Here is a 26,024-nt window from a genome sequence, read left to right as displayed (position 1 = left end):
CCTCCTATCCTGCAATTCTAAAATTCGGCCAGTTCCCGCATTGCTTTTTCGACTTTTTCGGGATTGACCATAAAATATTTTTCCATCGTCGGCGCATACGGCATTGCCGGAACATCCGGCCCGGCCAGGCGCATGATCGGGGCGTCCAGGTCAAACAGGCAGTTTTCCGCAATGATCGCAGCAACTTCGCCGATAATGCTCCCTTCTTTATTGTCTTCCGTGATAAGCAGCACTTTCCCGGTTTTGGCAGCTGCCTCGATGATTGCTTCTTTGTCGAGCGGATAAACGGTGCGCAAATCGAGAATATGTGCTTCGATCCCGTCCTCTCTGAGCTTTTCCGCAGCCTGCAGGGCAAAATGGACGCAAAGCCCGTACGTGATCACCGTAATATCCGTTCCTTCCCTTTTTACTTCGGCCTTGCCGATCGGGAGCACATAATCGTCATCCGGCACTTCGCCTTTAATCAGGCGGTACGCGCGCTTATGTTCGAAAAAGAGAACAGGATCATCGTCCCGGATTGCGGCTTTCAGCAACCCTTTTACGTCATAAGGCGTGGACGGCATGACAATTTTCAACCCCGGCTGGTTTGCAAACACCGATTCAAGCGACTGGGAGTGGTATAGCGCCCCGTGGACGCCGCCTCCGTACGGTGCACGCACGACAAGCGGGCATTGCCAGTCATTATTGGTACGATAACGGATTTTCGCCGCTTCCGAAATAATCTGATTGACAGCCGGCAGAATAAAATCGGCAAACTGGATCTCGGCAACCGGCCGCATCCCGTACATCGCAGCCCCTACGCCGACCCCGGCAATTGCCGATTCAGCGAGCGGCGTATCGATCACTCTTTCGGCGCCGAACTGCTCGTATAATCCGGCCGTCGCCTTAAATACCCCGCCTTTTTTTCCGACATCTTCGCCGAGCACAAATACTTTTTCGTCCCGTTCCATTTCTTCCTTCAATGCTTTTGTGATTGCATCAATATATGAAATGACAGCCATCGTTTTCCTCCTTACTCCCCGTAAACAAACCGGAGCGTATCTTCCGGTTTGGCATACGGCGCTTTTTCGGCATAATCAGTTGCCTCATTGACGGTTTGCATGACGCGTGCATCGATTTCTTTTTCTTTTTCCTCGTCAAGAAGACCCGCCTCTTTTAAGTACTGGCTAAATAAAGCAACTGGATCTTTTTCTTTTGCCGTCTTCACTTCTTCCTGCGCACGGTAGCGGTCATCATCATCAGAAGAATGCGGTGTGAAGCGGTAAACAAGCGTTTCAATCAAAGTCGGCCCTTCCCCACGCCGGGCACGGTCCGCCGCTTCTTTGACCACTTCATAGACAGCGAGCGGATCGTTCCCGTCAACTGTCATACCCGGCATGCCGTAGCCGATCGCACGGTCGGAAACGCGCGGGTTCCCGAGCTGCTTTTCAATCGGGACACTGATGGCATACTGGTTATTTTCGCACATGAAAATGACCGGCAGCTTGTGGACCGCGGCAAAATTCGCCCCTTCATGGAAATCGCCCTGGTTGGATGATCCTTCCCCGAAAGTGACAAACGTAACAAAATCCTTTTTCTCCATTTTGCCTGCGAGCGCAATTCCGGCCGCATGCGGTACCTGTGTCGTTACAGGGGAAGATTGGGTGACGATTCTGTTTTTCTTCTGTCCATAATGGCCCGGCATTTGCCGGCCGCCCGAATTTGGGTCTTCCGCTTTGGCAAACCCGGAGAGCATAATGTCGCGTGCGGTCATGCCGAAAGCGAGCACAATCCCGAGATCGCGGTAATACGGCAATACATAATCTTTTGTCCTGTCGAGCGCAAAAGCGGCGCCAACCTGGGCAGCTTCCTGGCCCTGGCAGGATACGACAAACGGAATTTTGCCGGACCGGTTTAAAAGCCACATCCGTTCATCCACCTTGCGCGCAAGCAGCATCATTTCGTACATTTCCAATACTTCCCGGTCGCTTAAACCTAAGTCTTTATGCCGATTTTTATTCATTGTCATCACTCCTTATCCAAAAGCTACGCATGGATTTCAAGCCCGTCTACTGCGAGTGCCGCCTCCCCGATCGCTTCGCTTAACGTCGGGTGCGGATGGATATTCATGGCCACCTCCCACGGCGCCGCATCCAAAACGCGTGCAAGCCCAGCTTCTGAAATCATGTCTGTTGCATGCGGCCCGATGATATGTACGCCTAACAGATCGTCGGTTTTTGCGTCTGCTACGATTTTGACAAAGCCGTCCGTTTCCCCGTAGACAAGCGCTTTGCCGACTGCCTGGAACGAAAACCGGCCGATTTTTACATCATATCCTTTTTCTTTTGCTTTCTCTTCCGTCAGGCCGACACTGGCAATTTCAGGATTGGAATACACACATTTCGGCACCATGGTGTCATCGAGCGGGTCCACGCTTTTCCCGGCGATGCGATCAGCCGCAATGATGCCTTCCCTAGCTGCTACATGGGCAAGCTGCAACCCGCCGATGCAGTCCCCGATCGCATAAATATGGGGTTCTTTTGTCTGGTAAACTTCATTGACCTTAATAACGCCGTTTTCGATTTCAATATCCGTATTTTCGAGGCCGATATTTTCCGTGTTGGCCAGCCGGCCGACCGATAATAAAAGCTTATCTGCCTCAAACGTTTTTCCGTTTTCCGTGCCGATCCGCACCTTGCCGTCCCCTGTCTGGAGAGAAGATGCGTTAAATGCGGTACCGGTGAATACGGCAACCCCTTTTTTCTTCATAAGGCGCGTAATTTCTTTTGAAATGTCGCTGTCTTCTCCCGGCAAAAGGCGCGGGAAAGCCTCAATGATCGTCACCTTTACGCCAAAATCGGCAAGCATCGATGCCCATTCCACACCGATCGCCCCGCCACCTGCAATCAGGATGGATGCAGGGAGTTCTTCCATTTCAAGCGCTTCGTCAGACGTCATGACATATTCCCCATCGACTGCAAACCCGGGAAGCACACGCGGGCGCGAGCCGGTCGCAATGATTAAATTTTTCGGGAGGAGCATCTCATTGTCTGTACCCGCGCCCTCTATTGAAACCGTTCCTGCTACGGGCGAAAAAATGGAGGGGCCGAGGATTCTGCCGGTGCCTTCATACACATCAATTTTCCCTTTTTTCATCAAGGATTGAACGCCGCGGTGCAATTGCGCCACAACTGCGTTTTTCCGTTCCCGGATTTTTGCAAAATTCAAGGCGGCATCACGGACATCCACGCCGAAATCGGCGCTTTTTCGGACCAGCCGGTATACTTCCGCGCTTCTTAACAGGGCTTTTGTCGGAATGCAGCCTTTATGGAGGCAGGTGCCGCCAAGTTTTGATTTTTCAACAATTGCTGTTTTTAACCCGTTTTTTGCTGCGCGGATGGCGGCCACATAGCCGCCTGTTCCGCCGCCCAAAACAACGACATCGTATTCTTTTGCCAATGTTGTTCCTCCTTCACTTGCGTTACCGCGGAAGCCGTTTTTCGAGCACGTGTTTATTGTGCGGCAAAAATTGTGAACGCGCACGGGAAACTTTTGCAATCCGTTCTTCCGCCATCCGGTCTGCCGCCAAATAGGACGGAATCCCGTCGCGTTTTGAAATGTCGATCACTTTCTGTACATTATAGTAGACTTGCTCGACTTTTTTCATCGCTCTTTCCCGGTTGTAACCGTGCAGTTCGTCAGCCACATTGATAACCCCGCCGGCATTGATGACATAATCGGGTGCATAAAGAATGCCCATTTCATGCAGCCGGTCGCCGTGCTTCGGTTCTTTCAACTGGTTATTTGCAGACCCGGCAATCACTTTTGCTTTCAGCTGCGGAAGCGTTTCATCATTCAAAATGGCCCCGAGCGCGCATGGGGCAAAAATATCACAGTCCTGGGCGTAAATGTCAGCCGGGTCCACTGCTTTTGCCCCGAAAGCCTCAACAGCCCGTTTTACCGCCTCCGTTGAAATATCGGTCACAATAAGGCGGGCGCCTTCTTCGTGCAAATAGCGGCACAGTTCAAATGCAACATGGCCGACACCCTGGACGGCTACGGTTTTCCCCTCAAGCGAATCACTTCCGAATGCTTCTTTTGCCGCTGCTTTCATGCCGACATAGCAGCCGTACGCCGTGACAGGCGAAGGATTCCCGGATGAACCGTACGTTTGTGAAACGCCTGTCACAAAATCGGTTTCCTCATGGATGACATCCATATCTTCAACAGTGGTGCCGACATCTTCAGCTGTAATATAGCGTCCCCCGAGCCCCTGGATGAACCGGCCGAACGCCCGGAACATTTCTTCATTTTTGTCTTTGCGCGGATCACCGATGATGACGGCTTTCCCTCCGCCAAGATTGAGCCCGGCGGCAGCGTTTTTATACGTCATCCCCCGCGCAAGCCGCAACGCATCTTCAATGGCGGCTTCTTCCGTTGCGTACGTCCACATTCTCGTGCCCCCGAGCGCTGGCCCGAGTGTTGTATCATGTATGGCGATCACCGCTTTTAATCCGGATGCGTCATCATGGCAAAACAACAGTTGTTCATAATCGTATTTTCGCATATAATCAAAAATTTCCATTGGACTTCCTCCTTTTCCGCAAGCAAAGCTGTCAGAAAGCTGTACCGGCATTTTTGCGGCTGTAACGGACAGCCCGATGCCTCTTTTGAAAACGGCACACCGTTTTTTCCGGAATCCCGGGCCAGCCTTCACTGTTGAAAATGCAAAAAGAATGCCACTTTCGCATTGTTTTCCTGTTTCCGCTTGTGATGCAGAAATGGCGAAAAAAGCGGGGCTCAAAAAAATAAACTTCCGTTTACCAGTTTGCTACTTTTTGCACGAATATGCAAATTATTGCATGCTGATTTTTGCAAGCCGGTATTTTTCCAATTTATAGTACAGGCTTCTTAGTGAAATGCCAAGCTGTTTTGCCGTATTCGTTTTGTTCCCGGCATTTTCTTCGAGCGCTTTTTGGATCAGCTGCTTTTCAAAAGCGGACAGCATTTCATCGAGGTTGCCTTTTTCGGGTATGCCGGCCGCTTCTTGCTTTTCCTCGCGTTTCCCCGGGGATAAACCAAGCCCGTCAAGATGGTCCGCATCAATTGATTTTTCATGGAAGCCCATAAAAATGATGGCGCTCCCGAGCACATTTTCCAATTCACGGACGTTTCCCGGCCAGTCGTAGCGGTACAGGATGGAAAGCGCTCTGCTTGTGATGCCTTCTACATTCCGGCCGTAATCCTGATTGATTTTTTGGATGAGGCGCCTGGCCAGTAACGGAATCTCCTGTTTTCTCGCCCTGAGCGGCGGAATCCGATTGGCATGCGGTCGAGCCGGTAATATAAGTCTTCCCGGAATTTTCCTTCTGCAACAGCTTTTTCAAGGTCGGCATGCGTGGCACAAATAATGCGGACATCCACCGGTACCGGCTTTGTGCCACCGACTTTCACAATCTCTTTTTCCTGCAGGACGCGCAAAAGTTTTGCCTGCATATGGGCGCTCAGTTCACCGATTTCGTCCAAAAACAGGCTGCCATGGTCGGCTTCTTCAAACAACCCCTTTTTGCCGCCTTTTTTCGCGCCTGAAAAAGCGCCTTCCTCATAGCCGAACAGCTCGCTTTCAAGCAGCGACTCGGCAATGGCCGCACAATTGACACGGACAAATTTATGGTTTTTCCGGCTGGATGCCTGGTGGATGGCGTGCGCAAACAGCTCTTTGCCGGTGCCGGATTCGCCGCGCAGCAAAATCGTCACAGGTGTCTGTGCCGCCAGTTTGGCCTGTTCCACGGCGATGCTCATTTCATCGGAAGCATGGATAATGTCCTCAAATGTATATTTTGCCGCAGCAGCCTGCATCATTTGCCTTCTCGCACGGCGCAATTCCGTTGTCAATGTCTCAATTTCTGAGACGTCATGGATCACGCCGACGCTTCCCTTTAGCATGCCGTTGACGATGACCGGCGCAACATTGACAATCACTTCTTTTTTTAACGGGCCAACCCGCATTTTCACGCCGCGTACCGGTTTTTTCGTCTGCAGCACTTTAAAATGCATGCTTTCGCCTTCGGAAATATCCGCTGTTGCCGGTTTGCCGATGACTTCCTCTTCGCTCAATCCGGTAATTCTTGTATAAGCCGGATTGATGAGGATGCCGCGCCCTTTTTCATCGACAACGGAAATCGCATCATCGCTTGAATGGATAATGGCCTGCAGCATCATCTTGATTTCTTTTAAATTCGTAATCTCCTCAGCCTGTTTCACAGCTTCCGTAATATCCCGGAAAACGGAAATGGCCCCGGCGACTTTCCCGTCATCAAACATCGGAATGTGGGAGGCGAGTATTTTGACCCCGTTTTGCAGTTCAATTTCCACGTTTGTTTCCCTTTTCTTTGTTTCAAGGACATGGGCAAGCCGGCTTTTTGGGATCACGCTTGAGATCGGCTTGCCAAGCACTTCCCGGGCCGAAACGCCGTTGATCTTTTCCGCGGCCCTGTTCATAAAGATGATCCGGCCGTTTTTGTCAATCACCGTCATACCTTCTGCCGTCGACTGAAGGATGAGCGCATGTTTTTTTGTTTCGCTTTCCAGCTTCCGGATTAAGGCTTCTTTTTCCTCCAGCAATTTCGCAATCAAATAGGCGACACTGCCGGGGATGACAATCCGGCCCGTGCACTCGGCAGCGATTTCACGAAAAACTTGCTCATCCCCGGTTACCTCAATGATAATATCGACATCGGGACCTGAAAAAACGCGCCAGTTGTTTCCGGTCTTTACGCCCATGTTTTTGGCAAGCCGGATCCCCTCCGCCTGCGGATTGATATCAACGATGCCGGCCACACGGAACCGTGCGCTCTCGGACAATATTTTTAAAATCGCTTTTCCGCCTTTCCCCCCGCCAACGATTAAAACATTTTGCATCGCTGCTCCCCCTTTTCGTGCTGGTCTCCGCTATTCTATTTTATTTGAAAGGGCTTACATTTACAATGGGCTGCATTGCCTGCGTCCAATCCCGGGTGTTATAATGATGGAAACGGTTTAAAGGGGGGCCGGGATGGGCAGGTTGGTGGCACTTTTTGTATTGGCGGTGCCGGTCATCGCCGCTGCTTATGGGATCAAATGGATGCGGGATATGGTTTTCGGGATTCCGGACCGCCCGTTTTCTTCGCTGACGCTCCAGTTTCTGGCCGGGTTTTTGCTCTCTGCCGGCGGCATTGCCTTTACCGCCGGGTTTATCCTGCACCGGGACAGAAAGCACCAAAAGGTACAGAAACGTTTCAGCAAACCATCAAAATAAAGCATCCGGCTATTGCCCGGATGCTTTTTCCCGTTCTGCTTTTCTTTCCTGTACCGCCATTTCCGGGAAATCCGTGATGATTGCCGTGCAACCGATTTTAAACAGCCTTCTCATATCTTTCACTTTATTCACTGTGTACGGCCTGACTGCAACACCGTGGTTCATGGCGGCACGGATGATCCATTCGGCCGTTGTCAAAAGGCGCGGATGGATCGCTTTTGCCCGGATCGATTTCGCGTAGACCCACGGCATAAACATCACTTCCGAATACAGCGGGGCAATCTCCACTTCGGGTGCCAGACGGTAGCATTGAATGATGGAATAGTGGTTAAAGGAAGAAAAAATGACCCTTTCTTCCAAATGGTATGCCCGGATTAACGAAACGGCTTTTTCCTCGATCAGCGGATAATCCACTTTTGCCGTCTTCAGTTCAATATTGCAGAGAAGCTGGTTTTGGGCGAGCCATTCAAAGACTTCTTCAAGTGCCGGGATGCTTAGCGGTTTGCCGGTTTCGAACCGGTCAATCACATCAAGCGACCGCAATTGAGCAAATGTTAAATCTTTCACATACCCTTTGCCTTCTGTCGTACGGTTGACCGTTTCATCATGAATGACGACCAGTTCGCCGTCTTTTGACAACTGAATATCCAGTTCAATCCCGTCCGCTCCGGCCTTTTCCGCTTCGAAAAAAGCTTCCATTGTGTTTTCCGGACGTGTGCCTGCCGATCCCCGGTGGGCAAAAATAAGCGTCACTTGATACACACCCTTTATTTATTTCGTTCATCATTATATATTCCCCGAACAAGAAAAGCGTAACCTTTTACGCACGGGATCCGGCCGGTACAACTCACTGCACCGGCCCCTTTCCCTTTCAGGAAGCTTTGTGTTCGAGGCGGAGTTTATCAGCGACCATGGCAATGAACTCGGAGTTTGTCGGCTTTGCTTTGGTCATGGAAACCGTATAACCGAATAGGGTGGAAATGGATTCGATATTTCCCCTGCTCCATGCCACTTCTATCGCATGGCGGATGGCGCGCTCAACACGGCTGGCAGTGGTATTGTATTTCTTTGCAATTTCGGGGTATAACACTTTTGTAATCGAGCCAAGCAATTCAATATCATTGTACACCATTGCAATCGCTTCGCGTAAATACATATAGCCTTTAATATGGGCCGGCACGCCGATTTCATGGATAATGCTCGTAATGCTTGCATCGAGATTGACAGGCTTCGATTCCGGTTTGGAAGCTGCCATGCCGGGTGATGATTTCAGGACGGAGCCTTTTTTGCTTGTCTGTCGGATTTGTGAAACAAGCATGTCCATATCAAACGGTTTCAGCACAAAATAGGATGCGCCCAGTTCCACCGCTTTTTTCGTTACATCTTCCTGGCCGAAAGCCGTCAGCATGATGACGTTCGGCATCCGGGAATAAGCCGATTCTTTTAGTTTCTCGAGCACGCCGAGACCGTCCAGATGCGGCATAATAATATCCAGCAGCAAAATGTCCGGGTCCGCCTCTTTTAACTGTTCAAGGCATTCCGTCCCGCTGTATGCCGTTCCGCAAATTTCCATGTCTTCCTGCTGGGATATATAATCTTCTAATAAACGAACAAGTTCACGGTTGTCATCAACAATAAACACTCTGATTTTTTTCACTGCCACTGTCCTCCTCAAAAAAATAGCCGTATCTCTGTACAAGAATATGTTTCGACAATGGCGGAAAATTTCCTGCTTTTTTATTCATTATTTTTTGTTGAAAACCGGGACGCTGGAAAATCGCCCGGACAAAACGTCCGCACGCATTAATAATAGATAAGTGCATCATTCTTTAAAAGCGGAAGGGGACTTGCCCCCTCCGTAAATGCCTGCTTCATGGAGCATCCATTCGATATGGACGCCATAGCCGGATGTCGGGTCGTTGACAAACACATGTGTCACGGCACCGACAAGCCGCCCGTTTTGAATGATCGGGCTCCCGCTCATTCCCTGAACAATGCCGCCCGTTTTTTTCAGCAATTCCGGGTCGGTAATTTTGATGACCATTCCTTTTGTTGCCGGAAATTTTTGCGGAATGGTGCTGACAATTTTAATCGAATAGGCTTCCACTTTTTTCCCGTCGACAACCGTTAAAATTTTTGCCGGCCCTGTCTTTACCTGGTCTGACAGTGCAATCGGCATCGGTTTTGCATATGTGCTGTCTTTTGCACCCGGATCCAGCTGTCCAAAAATGCCGAATGGGCTGTTTTTCGTTATATTCCCGATCCGGCCTTCTTCGGTAAAACGCGCCAATTTTTCCCCTGGGCTCCCGTTTTTGCCTTTTTCAATCGACGTCACGACCGAATTGACAATCCTGCCCTTTTCGACGACGATCGGTTTTTTTGTGTCCATATCGGATATGACATGCCCGAGGGCGCCATATTTTTTCGTTTTCGGATCAATAAACGTCATCGTGCCGATTCCAGCGGCCGAATCTCGTATATAAAGCCCGAGTTTATACGACTGCCCGCTTTTATCTTTTAACGGCTTTATCGTTTTCCGGATGGTTTGTCCATCCCTTTTAATGACGGCATCCAGCGGTTTTCCTTCTTCCCCTGCCTGCTGGACAATTGGGGCAATATCGGACATATTTTCGATTTTTTTCCCGTTCATTTCAAGGATCATGTCCCCAACTTCAATTCCGGCCTGTTCACCGGGAGAAAACTTCCCTTTGTCCGTCTGCACAAGATGATGGCCGACGATAAGGACGCCGAGCGTATTCAGCTTGACGCCGATCGACTGCCCGCCGGGGATCATCTTAATATTTGGATGCACTTCTACTTCCGTTTTTTTGACCGGGATGCCCGCCAGTTTAAGAAACATTTCTTCCTTGCCGGCTGACTTCCCTTTTATGGAAACCGTATGTTGATGCGCATGAATTTCCGCACTGTTTCCGCTTGCCATTACAGCGGCAGCAGAAGTTTTATGAAATTCGATTTGCTGGCCTTCCAGTAAGCGAACTTGCTTCGGAAAGTGAAGATATTGTTGAAAAGGCTGCGAAAAAACGCATAATAAAAGTGAAACAAGGAGAAATCCGCCTGTCAGCTTCCTTATTTTTTCAAAGTTCAAACATTCCACTCTCCTCGCTTCCGGTTCACCCTGTTGTTTAGCCTTTGTTTGTTTTGGCTATGATTTTAATTTAGCCTTGAAGCGTTTTAAATATAACAGCGCCTGCGGGAAAAATGCTGCCCAATCTGGATAGAAAGGGTCCGGCTCCACCATTTTTCCAAATAGGCGGACCGGACCCTTATTTTATCGCTTCGGCCAGTTCGAGCAGCTCTTTCGCATGCTGTCTTGTCAACTCTGTCATTTCAACGCCTGAAATCATACGGCCGATTTCTTTAATTTTTTCTTCCTGACCTAAAGGCTTGACTTTTGTCCGCGTTCTCTCCTTTTCAGTCTCTTTCATGATCAACAGATGTGTATCCGCCATGGCGGCAACCTGCGGCAGATGGGTAATGCAGAGGACTTGCGAATGGACCGAAATGCGGTAAATTTTCTCCGCAATCGCCTGCGCAACGCGGCCGCTTACGCCGGTATCCACTTCGTCGAAAATGACGGAAGTGATCCCCTGGTGCCGGGAAAATATCGTTTTTAATGCCAGCATAATCCGCGACAATTCTCCGCCCGAAGCGGTTTTTGCGAGCGGTTTTAGCGGTTCGCCCGGATTGGTGGAAATGTAAAATTCAACCTGGTCGAGCCCGTCGCGCCGGAACGGAATGTCATCCGCCTCATAATAATCATCAGCAGCGGCAAGAAAACGGACTTCAAACTTTGTTTTATCCATATACAGCTGCTTTAATTCGGAATGGATATTTTTAGTCAGCTTTTCCGCCCATTTTTTGCGTAAATCGCTGAGCTGCTTGGCTTCCAAATACAGATCGCGTTTTACCGTTTGCAGTTCTTTTTCTAGAAGCTCCACATGATGGTCACGGTTTACGATCGATTCGATTTCTTCTTCAATTTTGGACCCGTATTCCAGAATTTCTTCGATCGAGCTACCATATTTTCGTTTTAACTGGTTGATCTCATTCAGCCGCGCTTCAATTACGTTAAGCCGTTCCGGGTCAAATTCAAGTCCGTCAAGCCGGGAACGGATTGAGCGGGACATGTCTTCGAGCGTATAAAAACAACTTTGGACGGATTCCAAAATGTCAGAGAGCTCGCCATCCACTTCAGCCGCGGTTTCAAGATGGCTCATGGCAAGGCTGAGCCAGTCGAGGCCATGCTGTTCCCCGGCAAGCGCTTCATACCCCGTATTCAATGATTCAAACAGCCGTTCAAAATTGACGAGTTTTCGTTTTTCTTCCGCTAATTCCTCGTCTTCATGCAGCCTCAGTCCGGCGTTTTGGATTTCCTCATGCTGGAATTGGATGAGGTCAAGGCGCTGGGCGAGCTGCTGGTCGTTTTCATTCATTCTTTTTAACCGCCCGTAAACGGCTTCGTATTTTTTATACAATTTTTCGTAATCAAGGAGAGCCGTTTCAATCTCACTTTGCCCGTACTGGTCAAGCAGTGGCAGATGGTACGTTTCGTTCAGCAGTTCCTGCGTTTCGTGCTGGCTGTGGATATCAATTAAAGTCGACCCGATTTCGCGCAGCACCGAAATCGTCACAAGTTTTCCGTTGATGCGGCAAACGCTTTTCCCTGTTTTCGATATATCGCGCCGCAAAATGACCATGCCTTCCTCAATCTCAATGCCGAATTCGCGGGCGCGATCCATGCACGGATGACCGTCCTCGACCAGAAATAAGCCCTCAATCTCAGCACGGTTTTCCCCGTGCCGGACGAACTCCGATGACCCTCTCCCGCCTGTTAGAAGCTGGATGGCATCGATAATAATCGATTTGCCGGCACCGGTCTCCCCTGTCAGGACGGTCAGCCCGGCTTCAAATGAAAGCGTTAATGCATCAATAATGGCAAAATTTTTAATCGATAATTCCTGCAGCAATCAAACATCACCACTTTCTACAGCAAGTCCAAAAACCGTTGCGAAACCGTTTCGGTCTCATCCTGGTTTTTGCAAATGATCAGGCATGTATCATCTCCGCACAAGGAGCCGATAATTTCTTCCCAATCCAAAATATCAATCAAAGCGCCGATTGCATGCGCGTTACCGGGCAATGTTTTCAATACGATCAGGTGCCCGGCTGTATCAATGCTGACAAATGCATCTGTCAGCGCCCGTTTCAGTTTCTGCATCGGGTTGAAGCGCTGGTCGGCAGGCAAGCTGTATTTGTACCTGCCGTTATTGAGCGGCACTTTGACAAGATGAAGTTCTTTTATATCCCTTGAAATGGTGGCCTGCGTCACATTAAAGCCGGCATTGCGCAAATGCTCGACAAGCTCGTCCTGTGTTTCGATATCATAATTGGTAATCATTTCCCTGATTTTGATCAAGCGCTGTCCTTTATTCATATCCTCACCTCAAGGATGCTCTTTTGTAAATATGCATCTACTTGTATGTTAGCGCATTTACGGGCAAATGTACAAGCAGCTTTTTTCCGTAAACGGGCTTTTTTTCGGGTGCGAAACGCCCTTATACAAAGCAGCCTACCGGTTATCCAATAGGCTGCCAAATCTTTGTCTATCCCTTCCTGAGCGTGGCATGGGCTTCTTCCACCACGTCATTTACGGTTACGCGCAACCGGTTGGCGCCGCCTTCTGTTTCGCTGGCGGGCTTTACGAGGTGGATTAAAAATTCAATATTTCCTTCCCCGCCTGTAATCGGCGAGAAGGAGAGGTTTTCCACCGAAAAGTTTTCACGCAAGGCAAGCTGGATGATTTTTTCGATCACTTCGCGATGGACATTTTTATCTTTTACAATCCCCTTTTTGCCCACCTGCTCGCGCCCCGCTTCAAACTGCGGCTTAATCAGGGCGACCACATCGCTTAAAGGTGCAAGGAGCGTTTTTAATACCGGGAGGATCAAGGACAGGGAAATAAAGGACACGTCAATCGAGGCAAATTCCGGAATGCCCTTTGTGAAATCCTGCGGGGTAACATAGCGGAAATTTGTCCTTTCCATAACAACAACCCGCTCGTCCTGGCGCAGCTTCCATGCAAGCTGGTTATAACCGACATCGAGGGCATAAGACATTTTGGCACCGTGCTGGAGGGCACAGTCGGTAAATCCACCGGTCGAAGCGCCAATATCGAGAACAATTTTGTCTTTTACATTAAGTCCAAATACTTTCAACGCTTTTTCCAGTTTCAGTCCGCCCCGGGAAACGTACGGAAGGGGATCCCCTTTTACGATGAGCGGGGCATCAGCAGCAATTTTTTCACCCGGTTTATCAAGGCGGGTCTCATTTGAAAAGACAAGCCCCGCCATGACCGCCCTTTTTGCTTTTTCTCTTGTTTCGATTAATCCGCGTTCTACGAGGAGAACGTCCACCCGTTCTTTTTTCATTTAAAATGAAGCCTTTCTTTGCTGTTTTTGAGGCAATATCTGCCGGACTTCCCGGATCAGCCGGTCCTTTGTCAGCCCGATTTCCTGCCATAATTCTTTTACGCTGCCGTGCTCGACAAAGCGGTCGGGAATGCCAATACGGCGAATGATCCGATCAGAGAAGCCACGATCACCCGCAAATTCCAACACTGCGCTGCCAAACCCGCCTGCAAGCACGGCCTCTTCCACGGTTAATACCGGCATTCCGGTGCGGAAAACGGCTTCGAGCATTGCTTCATCAAGCGGTTTGATAAAGCGCGCATTGACCACTTTAACCGATATCCCTTGCTTTTGCAAAAATTTCGCTGCTTCCATGGCCATCGGAATCGTCGTCCCAAAGGTAAGGATGCACACGTCATTTCCTTCTTTCAAGACTTCCCAGGTGCCAAGCGGGATTTCTTTTAATTCTTCATCAAGCGCTACGCCGAGGCCATTGCCGCGCGGAAACCGCATCGCGATCGGCCCGCCGTCATATTTTAAAGCCGTGTATACCATATGCTGGCCTTCATTTTCGTCTTTTGGCATCATTAACACCATATTGGGCAGGCTGCGTAAAAAAGCAATATCAAATACGCCCTGATGGGTTTCGCCGTCCGCGCCGACAAGGCCCGCCCTGTCGATCCCGATGAAAACATTTAAGTTTTGCCGGCAAATGTCGTGGACAACCTGGTCATACGCCCGCTGCAGGAATGTCGAATAAATGGCCAAAAACGGTTTCATGCCCTGGGTGGCAAGCCCTGCAGCAAAAGTGGCGGCATGCTGCTCGGCAATCCCGACATCATATACCCGCTCGGGGAGCTCCTGCTGGAACCGTTCCAGCTTCGAACCAACTGTCATTGCCGGCGTAATCGCGACAATGCGCGCATCTTCCTTTGCAAGGCTGAGGACGGTATCGCTAACAAGTTTGCTCCAGGCAGGAGGGGCATCCGCCGGTTTGATAAAATCGCCGGTTTCAATTTTATACTGCCCGGTGCCGTGCCAGGCGCCTTTCGTATCGTTTTCGGCCGGTTCATATCCTTTTCCTTTTTTGGTAACGACATGCAAAAGAACAGGGCCTTTCGTCTTTTTGGCATACTGAATATTTTCGAGCAATGCATCAAAATGATGGCCGTCAACAGGGCCTAAATAAGTGAAACCGAGTTCTTCAAAAAAAATCCCGGAGACAAGCAAATATTTCAATGAGTCTTTCAGCCGTTCTGCAGTGGCCGCAAGCTTTCCGCCGACAGCCGGAATTTTTTTCAGCAGGAATTCCAGTTCATCTTTTGCGCGCCGGTATTTATTCGCCGTTCGCAGTTTGCCGAGCACCTGGTGAAGCGCGCCGACGTTCGGGGCAATCGACATCTCATTGTCATTCAGCACAACGATGATATCCCGTTTTTCATGGCCGATATGGTTGAGCGCTTCAAATGCCATGCCGCCGGTCAGCGCGCCGTCTCCGATCACCGGGACAATATACGATTTTTCTCCTTTTAAATCGCGGGCGACCGCCATGCCCATCGCGGCGGACAAGGAAGTGGAACTGTGCCCGGTTTCCCAGACATCATGAATGCTTTCATTCCGTTTCGGAAACCCTGAAAGCCCGTGGTATTGGCGCAGTGAGCCGAACTCTCCAGCCCGGCCGGTTAAAATTTTATGCACATATGACTGGTGTCCCACGTCCCAAAGAATTTTATCATTCGGGCTGTCAAAGCATTTATGCAGGGCAAGCGTCAATTCCACGACACCAAGATTCGGCCCGATATGCCCGCCGGTCTTCGACAATGTTTCAATCAAAAAGCGGCGGATTTCCGCGCTCAGTTGTTTCAAAGCGGGGATGTCCATTTGTTTCAAAAAGGACGGGTCCTTGATCGATTCAAGATCCAATGCGGATCACTCGCTTTCCTCATCAATATACGGCATCACTTACATCTATTATAAACAATCAACGCGTTTAGACAAGAAATACCTCATTTAAACAAACGCCGCCGGTTTTGCTGTTCCGGCCGTTCGGTTTGCGCCAAATGAACGGCCGTTAATGGTCCCGCGTTTCGATCATCCCCGTCAGTTCCATTAAGGCGCCGGTTTCAGCGCCGGTTTCAGCGAGGCACTGCTTTGCAAGGCGAGTATGGCGCCTGAGTTCTTGTTTGGCACCCTCAAGCGTTAAAAGAGCCGGATATGTACTTTTATGGCGGGATTCATCGCTGCCGACCCGCTTGCCGATTTTTTCCTGTTCCCCCTCGATATCCAATATGTCATCCCGGATTTGAAAAGCGAGGCCGAGATGATCGGCAAATTGCCCGAATTTTTCCAGCTGCTCTGTTGACGCGCCGCCAATCATCGCGCCGGCAAGCACGCTGAAACGAAGCAGTTTGCCGGTTTTGTGGGCATGGATATATTGTAGTTCCTCGAGGGTCAGTGTTTTATTTTCGCCTTCCATATCCGCCACCTGCCCGGCGACCATGCCTTCCGGACCCGCAGATTTTGCAAGGAGCGCAATCAGTTTTACCTTCAAAGCGTCATCCAACCCCGGATCTTCGGCAATCAGTCCGAAACTGTGCGTCAAAAGGCCGTCGCCGGCAAGAATCGCCACCGCTTCGCCAAATACTTTATGGTTGGTCGGCTTTCCTCTCCGCAAATCATCATCGTCCATTGCCGGGAGGTCATCATGGATCAGAGAATAAGTGTGGAGCATCTCGACTGCACACGCGGTCTGCATGCCCCGACCAGCCGGTTTACCGAGCGCGGATACGGTTGACAACAAAAGAAGGGGGCGGATCCTTTTCCCCCCGGCCTGGAGGGAATAATGCATCGCGTCTTTTAATACAGCAGGCGCACGAAGATCCGCGATATATTGTGCCAGGTGTTTTTCAATTTCTTTCACATCATACGCAGGCTTCTGCACGGTTATTCCTCCTCCCGGATCTCAAAATCCTGCTCTTCGCCATCCTCCGACATGATTTTTGCCAGCTGTTCCTCTACATTTTTCAGTTTTCCGTGGAGTAATTTGGACAGCTCCATTCCCTGTTTGTAAATGGAAATGGCTTCTTCGAGGGGCACATCCCCTTCTTCCAGTTTCCGCACAATGTCTTCCAGTTGCACCATCGCTTCTTCAAAAGTTAATGAATCGGCCATCTTTTTTCCCCCTTTCAATTTTATCTACCGTGCACAAAAGGCCGCCGTCCGTCAACCGGACCCGGATCGTTTCACCCGTTTTGGCCTGGCTTGTTTTTTTCAGGATCGTTCCGTCTTCCGCCATAGCCAGACTGTAGCCCCTTTCCATTACTTTCAACGGGCTCAGCGCTTCAAGGGCGGAAATATTTTTGGCAAAACGATGCTGCTTCTCCCGCAAGACCGCTTGCATTTGCTTCACGAGGTTTGCTTCAAGGCTCGTGAAATTCCGCCGCGCCTGCAGCAGTTTCTGTTCAGGACGGTTGCGCAAAAGCCGGCCGTGCAGATTGCGGGTTTGTTCCTCCGCTGTACCGATTAAGCGCCCCGCTTCCCTGTGCAGGCGATCTGTAAGGCGATCAGCCTGCTCGATTTGCTGGCGGATGAGCCGGTAAGGATTTGTCAAAACGGGCGACCGTTCAAGGTAAGCAAGCCGGCTTTTTTCATAGCGTACTTTCTCCCGCATGTTTCGTATAAGCCGCGTCTTTAAATGCAAGATTTTTTCCCGTACGTCATCAATATGGGGAACAGCAAGTTCAGCTGCAGCAGTCGGCGTCGGTGCCCGTAAGTCTGCCGCAAAATCGGCGATCGTAAAATCCGTCTCATGGCCGACAGCAGAAATCACCGGAATATTTGACGCAAAGATCGCCCGGGCCGTTATTTCTTCATTAAAAGCCCACAGCTCTTCGATGGAACCGCCGCCCCTTCCGACGATCAGCACATCCGCTTTGCCGATCCGGTTTGCCTGTTCAATTGCCTTTACAATCGAAGGGGCTGCATTTTCCCCTTGGACAAGGGCCGGATGTAAAATGATTTCAGCAACCGGATATCTTCTCCTGATGGTGGTGATGATATCGCGGACAGCAGCCCCTGTCGGCGATGTGATCACCCCGATCACTTTCGGATAAGCCGGGATGGGCCGGCGGTTTTGAAACAGGCCCTCTTTCTCCAGTTTTTCTTTTAGCTGTTCAAAAGCAAGATAAAGTGCGCCGATTCCGTCAGGCTGCATGCTTTTCACATACAGCTGGTAACTGCCGCCTGCTTCATAAACAGATACGGAACCCGTAACGAGCACTTTCATACCGTTTTCCGGCATAAACTTCAACGTCCGGTTTGCAGAAGCAAACATGACCGAAAGCAGTCTCGCTTTTTCATCTTTTAATGTAAAGTACATATGGCCGCTTGAATGCCGTTTGAAATTGGAAATTTCCCCTTTTACATGGATATCGTTTAAATAAGGGTCCGCGTCAAATTTCCGTTTGATATATTTTGTCAGCGTGTGTACGGATAAATATTGCATCGCTTTCCACCACCTTTCTCATGCATGAAGAAAGCTGCCTTCCCGCCGGAAGTCAGCTTTCTTTTAATGCCGCCCGCTCCCAGCACAAATGTCTCCCGGCACACTTCCGGACGATAAGCGGTTTTCCGGAAAAATGCCGTGACGGCAGGGCAGCCTGTTTAACGGTACAAGCGTTTTGCGGCTTTTACTGTATTGGAAAGCAGCATGGTAATCGTCATTGGCCCTACGCCGCCCGGGACAGGGGTAATATAGGAAGCTTTCTCCTTTACTTCATCAAAGTCAACATCCCCGCACAGCTTCCCGGACGCGTCACGGTTCATCCCGACATCAATGACGGCAGCACCCGCTTTGACAAAATCCGCTTTGATGAATTTTGCTTTGCCGACAGCACTGACCAAAATATCCGCCTGGCGGGTGAAAGATTTTAAATCGGCCGTTTTCGAATGGCAGTATGTGACGGTCGCATTTTCATTGAGGAACAGCTGGCCGCATGGTTTGCCGACAATATTGCTGCGGCCGATTACGACAACATGCTTCCCTTCGATCCGGATGCCCTTTGACTTCACCATTTTTAAAATTCCGTGGGGGGTGCAGGGTAAAAAGGTATCCTGGCCCGTCATCATCCTCCCGATATTTATCGGATGGAAACCGTCCACATCTTTCTCCGGGCTGATCGCTTCCACGATTTTTTGCGCATTGATATGCGGCGGCAAAGGAAGCTGGACGAGAATCCCGTGAATGTCAGGATCTTCATTTAAGGTTGCGATATGTCCGAGCAGTGCCTGTTCCGACACGTCTTCGGGAAGCTCGATTAAAACGGATTTCATTCCGAGCGCGCGGCACGCTTTTTCTTTGTTTTTGACGTATGTACGTGAAGCCGGATCGTTTCCGACTAATATGACAGCAAGCCCCGGGATAATCCCCTGTTGCGTTAACTGCTCCGCTTCCGCCTTTATCTCTTTTCTGAGTGCTTCGGCCAGTTGTTTTCCGTCAATGATTTCCGCTCCCATTATCCATCCCCCGTTATTTAGATTCAATCGAGTCTTTCATTTGATTCAAAACGCCATTAATAAATTTGGCAGATTTTTCATCTGCAAACCGTTTGGCAATCTCGAGTGCTTCGTTGATCGCCACATTGGCGGGCACATCCTCTGCGTACATCAGTTCGTAAGCGGCAAGGCGCAAAATATTGAGTTCCACTTTTGCAAGCCTGTCAAGCGTCCAATTTTCAAGATGCTGGCTGATCATGGCGTCGATTTCCGCGAGATGTGTTGCCGTTCCGTTTACCAATTTCTCAAGATAATCATCACTTTCCTGCCCGTCCAGCGCATTCCGGATCGCATCTTCCGGGCTCGCTTCATTCATATCCATCTGGAATAAAGCCTGAAGCGCTTTTTCGCGGGCGGTTCTTCTTTTCATCATTCGGCAGTAACTCCTTTAAAAAGCTCAAATTCGCATGCTTTTATTGTAACAGAAAGGTGGGACCAAAAAAAGGCCAGGACGCTTTGCCCGGACCCTTTTTCTCTTACTCTTCCGCCTGAAATTCAGGCTCCGCTTTCTGCGTATCAAATTGAATGCCGACAATATGAATATTCACTTCCGACGCTTCCAGGGCAGTCATATTGAGCAAAGCCTGGCGGATATTATCCTGGACTTCCTGGGCAACTGCCGGAATGGAAACGCCAAAATTCATGGTGCAATAGACATCGACTTTAATGCCATCATCACTCAGTTCCACTTTTACGCCTTTCCCGTGGTTTTTCCTGCCAAGGCGCTCCACGACGCCGCTTGCGAAATTGCCACGCATTTGGGCAACCCCTTCGACTTCGGAAGCGGCAATGCCCGCAATCACTTCAATCACTTCAGGAGCAATTTCCACTTTTCCCAAGCCGTCTTCATCATGATGCATTTCCAACATTTGGTTGTCTTCTGCCATCTTCAACACCTCCTATAATTACACGTTATTTCATTACATCATATTTTTCAAGGAATTTCGTGTTGAAATCCCCTTCGACAAAAACTTCATGTTCGAGGAGGCGCTGATGGAACGGAATCGTCGTGTGGACGCCTTCCACGGCATATTCGCTGAGCGCGCGTCTCATGCGAGCAATCGCCTCATCGCGCGTCGCTCCGTAGGCAATGAGCTTGGCAATCATGGAATCATAATACGGCGGAATGCTGTAACCCGGATATACGGCCGATTCCACGCGGATGCCGATCCCGCCCGGCGGCAGGTAAAAGTTAATTTTGCCCGCAGACGGCATAAAATTCTTTTCCGGATTTTCGGCATTGATCCGGCATTCAATTGCCCAGCCGTTCCATGTGACTTCATCCTGCTTTAAGGATAACGGTTCCCCGGATGCCACAAGGATCTGTTCTTTGACAAGATCCACGCCAGTGACCATTTCTGTAACCGGGTGTTCCACCTGGATGCGGGTATTCATTTCCATAAAGTAAAACTTCTGGTTGCGGTGGTCAAAAATAAACTCGATGGTGCCGGCCCCCGTATAGTCAACCGCTTTTGCCGCTTTCACGGCAGCCTGCCCCATTTCTTCGCGCATTTCGCTCGATAGTGCCGGGGACGGGGATTCTTCAAGCAGTTTTTGCAGCCGCCGCTGGATGGTGCAATCCCGTTCGCCCAGGTGGATCACATTGCCGAATTTATCAGCCATGACCTGGATTTCAACATGGCGGAAGTCTTCAATGTATTTTTCAAGATAAACACCCGGGTTGCCGAAAGCAGTCGCGGCTTCCTGCTGGGTGATGTGGATGCCTTTTACAAGCTCTTCTTCATTCAAAGCTACGCGGATCCCTTTGCCACCGCCGCCGGCCGTTGCCTTAATAATCACCGGATAGCCGATTTTTTTTGCGACGACTTTTGCTTCTTCTGCGTCTTTTACAAGCCCGTCCGAACCCGGGACAATCGGCACGCCCGCTTTTTTCATCGTTTCGCGCGCCACATCTTTTGCGCCCATTTTCGCAATGGCTTCCGGGCTTGGCCCGATAAACTCAATATTGCATTCTCGGCAAAGCTCGGCAAAATCGGCATTTTCAGCAAGAAATCCGTAACCGGGATGGATCGCGTCACAGCCTGTTAAAGTTGCTGCGCTGATGATGTTGGCAAAATTTAAATAACTGTCTTTCGATGCTTTCGGGCCGATGCAGTACGCTTCATCCGCAAGCTGGACATGCAGTGCATCTTTGTCCGCTTCCGAATAAACGGCCACGGCTTCAATCCCGAGGTCGCGGCAGGCACGGATAATCCGAACCGCAATTTCGCCGCGGTTTGCAATCAAAACTTTTTTAATCATGAAAGTCCGCTCCTTACTTTGTCTTTACCAAAAATAATGGCTGGCCGAATTCAACAAGCTGGCCGTCTTTGACGAGGATATCTACAATTTCCCCTTCCACTTCCGCTTCGATTTCGTTAAACAGCTTCATCGCTTCAATCATGCATACAACCGTATTCGGGCTGACTTTGGAGCCGATTTGCACATACGGTTCTTCTTCCGGGGAACCCGCCTGGTAAAAGGTGCCAACCATCGGCGACACGATTTTATGCAGATTTTCGTCGGCTGCTTGCGCCGGAGCTTCAGGCTGCGGGTTTTCTGCAAGCTGGCGGGGCTGCGCAGGCATTTGCGGGGGTGCGGAAACCTGAGCCACTTCACGCACCGGGCGTTCAATGACTTGGACGCCGGTGTTTTTCTTCATTTTGATGACGGTCCCGTCGTTTTCAAATTCAAATTCATCGAGGTTTGAACGGTCCACAAGCTCGATCAAAGCCTGGATTTCCTCTACTTTCAGCATATATGACACTCCTTCGTTTTTTCAGCTTCTAAAATTGTTAACAATTTATGAATAAATAACTATCCATATCATACGATAACCGGAGGCGAAAATTCAATCATTTGTATAAAAAACGGATTCCCGGCACATTGCAAAAATGCCCTTCCCCGCTTGGCGCAAAAAGGAGGAAGCGTTTTACGGAAATTTAAAATCACGCGCAAATCTATTTTTCAATCATTTTTTAATCATTTTTTAAATATAGAAAAAAAGCCCGGCAAAAAAGCAATCTCCCTTGTTTTCCGCACAGAAAAAAGGGCTGTAACCGCCCCCTATTCTGGCTTTCCTTAATTTGTCTGGAATTCCACGGCCAGTTTTGGCGTATTGCCCAATTCCTGGTTCACAAGCTTGACGATTTCATTTGCAGCCGCTTTATCGTGCTTTTTCGATTTGACGGTCACGACCACTTCATCGCCGTCTGCCTGAACGAGCGCATCCTCATATCCTTTTGCTTTGATCAGGCTTTCTAAAACCTGTTCTTTATTCGCCGTCTCCGTTAATTTTTTCATTTCATCCATTGCCTTGCTTTTTTCATCCGGCGTCAGGTCGGTCGATGCGAGTTTATTGGTCAGTTCTTCCTGCTTTTTGCTCATTTCATCCTGCCGCTCAAGGCGGAGCGTCTCAAACACTTCATCACTGGCAGACTTTGTTGTCAGTTTGATTTTTTGCGAACCGGAAGCCTTTTCCTTCGTTGCCGCCGATTCCTTTTCTTTCTCTTGCCGGGTAACCTGATTCGTCGTTTTTGGTTCCGCCGTCACATAGTACACGGACAAAACCACAACAAGGCTTAACATGGTCAACAGCCAGACCGTTTGTTTTTTCAAAAGCATACCCATTCCTCCTCATTCTTTTTTTGGCATGACGGAAACACGGTAACTTGCGATATCAAGGGCGCTTGCAACAGCTTCTTTTACCGATTTTTGGATGGAGACGTCGCCGCCGCCCTCGCAAACGACTAACACCCCTGTAATCTCCGGCTTCCTGGTTTCTGTTACAAGCGGCACTTCCTTGTCCCCGTTTTGGACGATGACGACTTTATCATCTTTTGAAATGCTGTCAATTTTCCGTTCCCCGCCGTTTTTATCTGTTTCGGTTGTCGTTTCATTCCGGATGGTGGCGTTTTTCTCATACACTTTACTTTCTGATGTGGCCACATTCACCTGTACGTTTACGGAGCCGACGCCCTTGATTTGTTCCAGAATGCTTTTCAGTTCTTTCTCATATTGGTTTTCGTACGTGGAGATCGATTTTGATTTTTTGGAAGTGCCTGCACCGAATGCGGCTGTCCCTTTTCCGCCTGCCGTTTTTACGGGTGAAGATGCAGTCAGCGCTTCGTTTTTTTCGCTTGAAGTCCCGAAAAGGTCGTTGATAAACATCATCCCGAGACCGGAAATCAATAGTAGGGTTAACAGCACAAGTTTTTTCTTTTTATCCGGCGGGCCGGATGGCAGCCATTTTTCTTTCAGTTTTTTGAACGGTCCCTGGTTACGATCCATTTTCGTTTTCAAGCCCCCCTTCGAAACGGAGATCAATTTTTTCTTTATTGATTTTCCAGCGGTTTGACAACATGGCAATGATCGATTGCTGCTCCCGTGTGCTTTGTTTTTCTGTTTGTTTATCCGTCCCGATTTCAACCGGTTTAATGGCAGCAACAGTCTCTTTTTCGTTTTGCGCTTCCAGATAGACATGGATTTTTTTTACATTTGACGCTTTTAAAGCGGTAAGATCCCCGCTTTTGGCCCCGTCTTTCCACTCGACCGTGATTTTTGAAATCGATTTTCCAAACGCTTCCTCTACCTCCCCTTCCGCATCCTGCTTCAGTTGGACAGCCATTTGTTGTAATGTATATTCCTGCTGCATGTCATTTATTTCTTTTTTCTTCGTTTCAAGCGCATTTTCTTCCGCAGACGGGCTTGAAGTACCGGAATCCCCGAATTTTTCTATCCATATGGCAGGATCTGTGGAAAAGAGCCGGAATACGGGTGTGACGATGATGGCAATGAGCAAAAGCCCGGTCACAAGCTTTGTATATTTCCGCATCCCGGAGTCAGGCAGAAGCATGTCCGTTATGGTCGCCAAAAGGATAAAAATGATGATATTCAGCACCCATTTTGTCAAAACGTCCACAGGTCTCCCCCCTTAACGCATCATCATCGTAAGATTGCCCGCCGTAACGATGATCGTAATGCTGAGAAAAAACATGATGGTCACAATCGCGAGGGCGGCAAATACGTACAGCATGTTTTTGCTGATGATATCAAGACAGCTGATGACCGGCCCCCCGCCGAGCGGCTGCAAAAGGGCGGAAGCGAGCTTGAACATGAACGACATGGCGAAAATTTTGATAGCCGGAAACGCCGCAATGAGCAGCACAATGGCGACACCTGCAATGCCGAGCGTATTTTTCAAAAGGACGGAAGCGCTGATCACCGTATCGGCGGCATCCGTCAGCATCCGCCCGACAACCGGGACAAAATTGCCGGTCACAAATTTTGCGGTCCTGACCGCAAGCCCATCCATCACCGCCGTTGCCGTCCCCTGAACGGACAAGACGCCTAAAAACACAGCCATAAAAGCGCCGAGTATGCCGATCCCGAGATTGCGCAACAGACCGGCCAGCTGTGTTGCTTTGTGCTGTTCCGAGAGGGTGCTGACGACGCCTAAGAGCGTTGAAAGCAGCAGAAGCGGCAGCACGATGATCTCGACCAGCATGCCGCTTGTGCCGGAGAGAAAAATAATGACCGGGTGAAAAAAGGCTGCCGATCCGGCGCCGCCCGATGTGGAAAGCAGCGCCAGCAAGAGCGGCATCAGCGCCAGGATAAAACCTTTCATTGTCCGGATCGCCTCAAGCGCATATTGAAGGGCGACATGAAAACTGTTCAGGGCAATAATGACGAGCACCATGAAAACAACCGCATACGCAATTTTGCTGATCGTCCCTTGCTGGAACGAATGATGCAGGTTTTCCAGCAGGATGCTCAGAATCGTAAGAATGATGAGGGAGCCTAATAGTTTTGCATTGATCAGCAGCTCCTGAAAAATATACGAAAGCAGCCCTTTCAGCCAGGCTTGCAAAGAAAAATGCTTTTCGCCTTTCATAAAATCCATAAGGCTCCCTTTCTGGCTTTCCGGCAAGTATCCGCCGTATTTGCTGACAATTTCATCCCAGTAGTTTTTCAGTTCTGATAAGTCCAATTGATTCAGTTGTTCATCGACCATTTTTTCCGGAATGTTCTCCTGTTTGTCCGTATTTTCCGAAGCGGCGGATGCCGGCTGTGCGAAGAAACAGAAGGCAAACAGAATGAAAAGCGCGATGCACATTTTTTTGCGCCCCATATTCTCAACTCCCTGCACGCGGAACGAGATTGACAATCGTTTCAATCAGCACGGTAAGAATGGGGATGGCCATTGTTAAAATTATGATTTTGCCGGCCAGCTCCACCTTTGCCGCAAGTGCCCCCTGCCCGGCATCTTTTGTAATATTGGATGCAAAATCGGCGATATAAGCGACGCCGATAATTTTCAGGATCGTTTCGATATACATCGTGTCGACATTCCCTTTTTGGGCAATTTTTTGCAGCAGGCGGATGATCTCATATATCTTGTCCACCAGAAATAGAAAGATAAAACAGCCGGCAAAAAGCGTCAGCAAAAAGGCAAAATTCGGTTTCTGCTCTTTTAATATGAGCGCAAGGAAAGTCGTGATGAGCGCCACACCCGCAATTTGCAAAATTTCAATGGGAAATCCCCCCTTTTTTCCCGGCTTACTGAAAAAGAAAGACCGTTTTGATTTTGGAAAACAAATCCCCTACGATGGATGCCACTAAAAACAAAATGTAAAGAAAACCGAGAAGCGTAACCCATTGCGCATATTCTTTTTTGCCAACCTGGTCAAGAATCGTGTGGAGAAATGCGACGACAATCCCGACCCCGGCAATTTTAAAAATGATATCCACATCAATGCCCATTGCTT

Annotated in this window: 26 protein-coding genes and 1 pseudogene; 1 reads left to right on the top strand and 26 read right to left on the bottom strand. The window is 49.4% G+C overall.

The genetic code is table 11. The features are described 5' to 3' along the window. Positions 1-17: 17 nt before the first annotated feature. The 5 genes and pseudogenes from ABR335_RS08245 to ABR335_RS08225 form a co-directional block, all read right to left on the bottom strand. Positions 18-1,001 (bottom strand): alpha-ketoacid dehydrogenase subunit beta, encoded by a 984-nt coding sequence (locus ABR335_RS08245; protein WP_071451926.1) that lies wholly within the window; start codon positions 999-1,001, stop codon positions 18-20. An 11-nt stretch (positions 1,002-1,012) separates the two neighbouring features. Continuing rightward, the gene (locus ABR335_RS08240) at positions 1,013-2,002 is read right to left on the bottom strand and encodes a thiamine pyrophosphate-dependent dehydrogenase E1 component subunit alpha (protein WP_350346697.1); all 990 of its coding nucleotides are present in this window, start codon (positions 2,000-2,002) and stop codon (positions 1,013-1,015) included. Between the two features lie 23 nt (positions 2,003-2,025). Then, positions 2,026-3,438 (bottom strand): dihydrolipoyl dehydrogenase, encoded by a 1,413-nt coding sequence (gene lpdA / locus ABR335_RS08235; RefSeq protein WP_350346696.1) that lies wholly within the window; start codon positions 3,436-3,438, stop codon positions 2,026-2,028. 22 nt (positions 3,439-3,460) lie between these two features. Then, complete coding sequence (locus ABR335_RS08230) at positions 3,461-4,564, bottom strand: Leu/Phe/Val dehydrogenase (protein WP_265115212.1); 1,104 nt, start codon at positions 4,562-4,564, stop codon at positions 3,461-3,463. Between the two features lie 270 nt (positions 4,565-4,834). After that, positions 4,835-6,900, bottom strand: a pseudogene (locus ABR335_RS08225) (sigma 54-interacting transcriptional regulator). Positions 6,901-7,033: 133 nt separating this feature from the next. Here ABR335_RS08225 and ABR335_RS08220 point away from each other — a divergent pair. Next, positions 7,034-7,276 (top strand): DUF2627 domain-containing protein, encoded by a 243-nt coding sequence (locus tag ABR335_RS08220; protein WP_035188005.1) that lies wholly within the window; start codon positions 7,034-7,036, stop codon positions 7,274-7,276. Between the two features lie 9 nt (positions 7,277-7,285). Here the strand turns inward: ABR335_RS08220 and ABR335_RS08215 are convergent, their stop codons facing one another. The 21 genes from ABR335_RS08215 to spoIIIAC all read right to left on the bottom strand — a co-directional run bounded on the left by ABR335_RS08215 (position 7,286) and on the right by spoIIIAC (position 26,019). Next, positions 7,286-8,029, bottom strand: coding sequence for a glycerophosphodiester phosphodiesterase (locus ABR335_RS08215; RefSeq protein WP_035188003.1), 744 nt, complete (start codon positions 8,027-8,029; stop codon positions 7,286-7,288). Positions 8,030-8,147: 118 nt separating this feature from the next. Beyond that, positions 8,148-8,933 (bottom strand): sporulation transcription factor Spo0A, encoded by a 786-nt coding sequence (spo0A, locus tag ABR335_RS08210; protein WP_014098072.1) that lies wholly within the window; start codon positions 8,931-8,933, stop codon positions 8,148-8,150. Positions 8,934-9,098: 165 nt separating this feature from the next. Further along, the gene (gene spoIVB, locus ABR335_RS08205) at positions 9,099-10,382 is read right to left on the bottom strand and encodes a SpoIVB peptidase (RefSeq protein ID WP_014098070.1); all 1,284 of its coding nucleotides are present in this window, start codon (positions 10,380-10,382) and stop codon (positions 9,099-9,101) included. Positions 10,383-10,560: 178 nt separating this feature from the next. Beyond that, complete coding sequence (recN, locus tag ABR335_RS08200; protein WP_014098069.1) at positions 10,561-12,264, bottom strand: DNA repair protein RecN; 1,704 nt, start codon at positions 12,262-12,264, stop codon at positions 10,561-10,563. A gap of 17 nt (positions 12,265-12,281) precedes the next feature. Next, positions 12,282-12,731 (bottom strand): transcriptional regulator AhrC/ArgR, encoded by a 450-nt coding sequence (gene ahrC / locus ABR335_RS08195; RefSeq protein ID WP_014098068.1) that lies wholly within the window; start codon positions 12,729-12,731, stop codon positions 12,282-12,284. Between the two features lie 169 nt (positions 12,732-12,900). Then, positions 12,901-13,725: a TlyA family RNA methyltransferase gene (locus ABR335_RS08190; RefSeq protein ID WP_014098067.1), complete on the bottom strand. Its 825-nt coding sequence runs from the start codon at positions 13,723-13,725 to the stop codon at positions 12,901-12,903. Next, entirely contained in the window at positions 13,726-15,627 is a 1,902-nt protein-coding gene (dxs, locus tag ABR335_RS08185; protein ID WP_014098066.1) for a 1-deoxy-D-xylulose-5-phosphate synthase, read from the bottom strand. It lies immediately after the preceding gene. Positions 15,628-15,775: 148 nt separating this feature from the next. Continuing rightward, positions 15,776-16,645, bottom strand: a complete 870-nt coding sequence (locus ABR335_RS08180; RefSeq protein WP_017550507.1) for a polyprenyl synthetase family protein — start codon at positions 16,643-16,645, stop codon at positions 15,776-15,778. 2 nt (positions 16,646-16,647) lie between these two features. Next, on the bottom strand, positions 16,648-16,875 hold the full coding sequence (locus tag ABR335_RS08175; RefSeq protein ID WP_013859605.1) for an exodeoxyribonuclease VII small subunit: 228 nt from the start codon (positions 16,873-16,875) through the stop codon (positions 16,648-16,650). Beyond that, on the bottom strand, positions 16,853-18,208 hold the full coding sequence (gene xseA, locus ABR335_RS08170; RefSeq protein WP_017550508.1) for an exodeoxyribonuclease VII large subunit: 1,356 nt from the start codon (positions 18,206-18,208) through the stop codon (positions 16,853-16,855). The genes ABR335_RS08175 and xseA overlap by 23 nt, the downstream gene beginning before the upstream one ends. A 158-nt stretch (positions 18,209-18,366) precedes the next feature. Further along, positions 18,367-19,218 carry a bifunctional methylenetetrahydrofolate dehydrogenase/methenyltetrahydrofolate cyclohydrolase FolD gene (gene folD, locus ABR335_RS08165; protein WP_014098063.1) on the bottom strand — a complete coding sequence of 284 codons (852 nt, stop codon included), beginning with the start codon at positions 19,216-19,218 and terminating at the stop codon, positions 18,367-18,369. Between the two features lie 13 nt (positions 19,219-19,231). Further along, on the bottom strand, positions 19,232-19,627 hold the full coding sequence (nusB, locus tag ABR335_RS08160; protein WP_026104520.1) for a transcription antitermination factor NusB: 396 nt from the start codon (positions 19,625-19,627) through the stop codon (positions 19,232-19,234). Positions 19,628-19,733: 106 nt separating this feature from the next. After that, positions 19,734-20,144: an Asp23/Gls24 family envelope stress response protein gene (locus ABR335_RS08155; RefSeq protein ID WP_014098061.1), complete on the bottom strand. Its 411-nt coding sequence runs from the start codon at positions 20,142-20,144 to the stop codon at positions 19,734-19,736. A gap of 25 nt (positions 20,145-20,169) precedes the next feature. Next, complete coding sequence (gene accC, locus ABR335_RS08150) at positions 20,170-21,519, bottom strand: acetyl-CoA carboxylase biotin carboxylase subunit (protein WP_014098060.1); 1,350 nt, start codon at positions 21,517-21,519, stop codon at positions 20,170-20,172. A 13-nt stretch (positions 21,520-21,532) separates the two neighbouring features. Beyond that, entirely contained in the window at positions 21,533-22,015 is a 483-nt protein-coding gene (gene accB, locus ABR335_RS08145; RefSeq protein WP_014098059.1) for an acetyl-CoA carboxylase biotin carboxyl carrier protein, read from the bottom strand. Positions 22,016-22,338: 323 nt separating this feature from the next. Beyond that, entirely contained in the window at positions 22,339-22,881 is a 543-nt protein-coding gene (locus tag ABR335_RS08140) for a SpoIIIAH-like family protein (RefSeq protein WP_013859613.1), read from the bottom strand. A gap of 12 nt (positions 22,882-22,893) precedes the next feature. Continuing rightward, positions 22,894-23,547, bottom strand: coding sequence for a stage III sporulation protein AG (gene spoIIIAG / locus ABR335_RS08135; RefSeq protein WP_035188153.1), 654 nt, complete (start codon positions 23,545-23,547; stop codon positions 22,894-22,896). Continuing rightward, complete coding sequence (spoIIIAF, locus tag ABR335_RS08130; protein ID WP_026683273.1) at positions 23,537-24,178, bottom strand: stage III sporulation protein AF; 642 nt, start codon at positions 24,176-24,178, stop codon at positions 23,537-23,539. The genes spoIIIAG and spoIIIAF overlap by 11 nt, the downstream gene beginning before the upstream one ends. Before the next feature lie 12 nt (positions 24,179-24,190). Next, positions 24,191-25,387: a stage III sporulation protein AE gene (gene spoIIIAE / locus ABR335_RS08125; RefSeq protein ID WP_014098056.1), complete on the bottom strand. Its 1,197-nt coding sequence runs from the start codon at positions 25,385-25,387 to the stop codon at positions 24,191-24,193. A gap of 4 nt (positions 25,388-25,391) precedes the next feature. Continuing rightward, complete coding sequence (spoIIIAD, locus tag ABR335_RS08120) at positions 25,392-25,781, bottom strand: stage III sporulation protein AD (protein WP_014098055.1); 390 nt, start codon at positions 25,779-25,781, stop codon at positions 25,392-25,394. A gap of 34 nt (positions 25,782-25,815) precedes the next feature. Continuing rightward, a complete protein-coding gene (gene spoIIIAC, locus ABR335_RS08115; RefSeq protein ID WP_013859618.1) occupies positions 25,816-26,019 on the bottom strand; it encodes a stage III sporulation protein AC in 204 nt (67 codons plus the stop codon). Between the last annotated feature and the right edge of the window lie 5 nt (positions 26,020-26,024).

The sequence above is a fragment of the Heyndrickxia faecalis genome, from assembly GCF_040267745.1.
In the GTDB taxonomy this organism is placed as follows: domain Bacteria; phylum Bacillota; class Bacilli; order Bacillales; family Bacillaceae_C; genus Weizmannia; species Weizmannia faecalis.
Note: the sequence above shows the minus strand (reverse complement) of the source record. Positions and strands in the feature narration are given on the sequence as shown.

Coding starts and splice junctions, on each gene's coding strand:
- ABR335_RS08240 (WP_350346697.1), bottom strand. CDS start 2,002: ATGAATAAAAATCGGCATAAAGACTTAGGTTTAAGCGACCGGGAAGTA.
- ABR335_RS08220 (WP_035188005.1), top strand. CDS start 7,034: ATGGGCAGGTTGGTGGCACTTTTTGTATTGGCGGTGCCGGTCATCGCC.
- ABR335_RS08245 (WP_071451926.1), bottom strand. CDS start 1,001: ATGGCTGTCATTTCATATATTGATGCAATCACAAAAGCATTGAAGGAA.
- ABR335_RS08140 (WP_013859613.1), bottom strand. CDS start 22,881: ATGCTTTTGAAAAAACAAACGGTCTGGCTGTTGACCATGTTAAGCCTT.
- ahrC (WP_014098068.1), bottom strand. CDS start 12,731: ATGAATAAAGGACAGCGCTTGATCAAAATCAGGGAAATGATTACCAAT.
- ABR335_RS08155 (WP_014098061.1), bottom strand. CDS start 20,144: ATGGCAGAAGACAACCAAATGTTGGAAATGCATCATGATGAAGACGGC.
- ABR335_RS08230 (WP_265115212.1), bottom strand. CDS start 4,564: ATGGAAATTTTTGATTATATGCGAAAATACGATTATGAACAACTGTTG.
- folD (WP_014098063.1), bottom strand. CDS start 19,218: ATGGGAGCGGAAATCATTGACGGAAAACAACTGGCCGAAGCACTCAGA.
- spoIIIAC (WP_013859618.1), bottom strand. CDS start 26,019: ATGGGCATTGATGTGGATATCATTTTTAAAATTGCCGGGGTCGGGATT.
- xseA (WP_017550508.1), bottom strand. CDS start 18,208: ATGCAATATTTATCCGTACACACGCTGACAAAATATATCAAACGGAAA.
- accC (WP_014098060.1), bottom strand. CDS start 21,519: ATGATTAAAAAAGTTTTGATTGCAAACCGCGGCGAAATTGCGGTTCGG.
- ABR335_RS08175 (WP_013859605.1), bottom strand. CDS start 16,875: ATGGCCGATTCATTAACTTTTGAAGAAGCGATGGTGCAACTGGAAGAC.
- ABR335_RS08190 (WP_014098067.1), bottom strand. CDS start 13,725: ATGAAAAAAGAACGGGTGGACGTTCTCCTCGTAGAACGCGGATTAATC.
- spoIIIAE (WP_014098056.1), bottom strand. CDS start 25,387: ATGGGGCGCAAAAAAATGTGCATCGCGCTTTTCATTCTGTTTGCCTTC.
- nusB (WP_026104520.1), bottom strand. CDS start 19,627: ATGAAAAGAAGAACCGCCCGCGAAAAAGCGCTTCAGGCTTTATTCCAG.
- accB (WP_014098059.1), bottom strand. CDS start 22,015: ATGCTGAAAGTAGAGGAAATCCAGGCTTTGATCGAGCTTGTGGACCGT.
- spoIIIAG (WP_035188153.1), bottom strand. CDS start 23,547: ATGGATCGTAACCAGGGACCGTTCAAAAAACTGAAAGAAAAATGGCTG.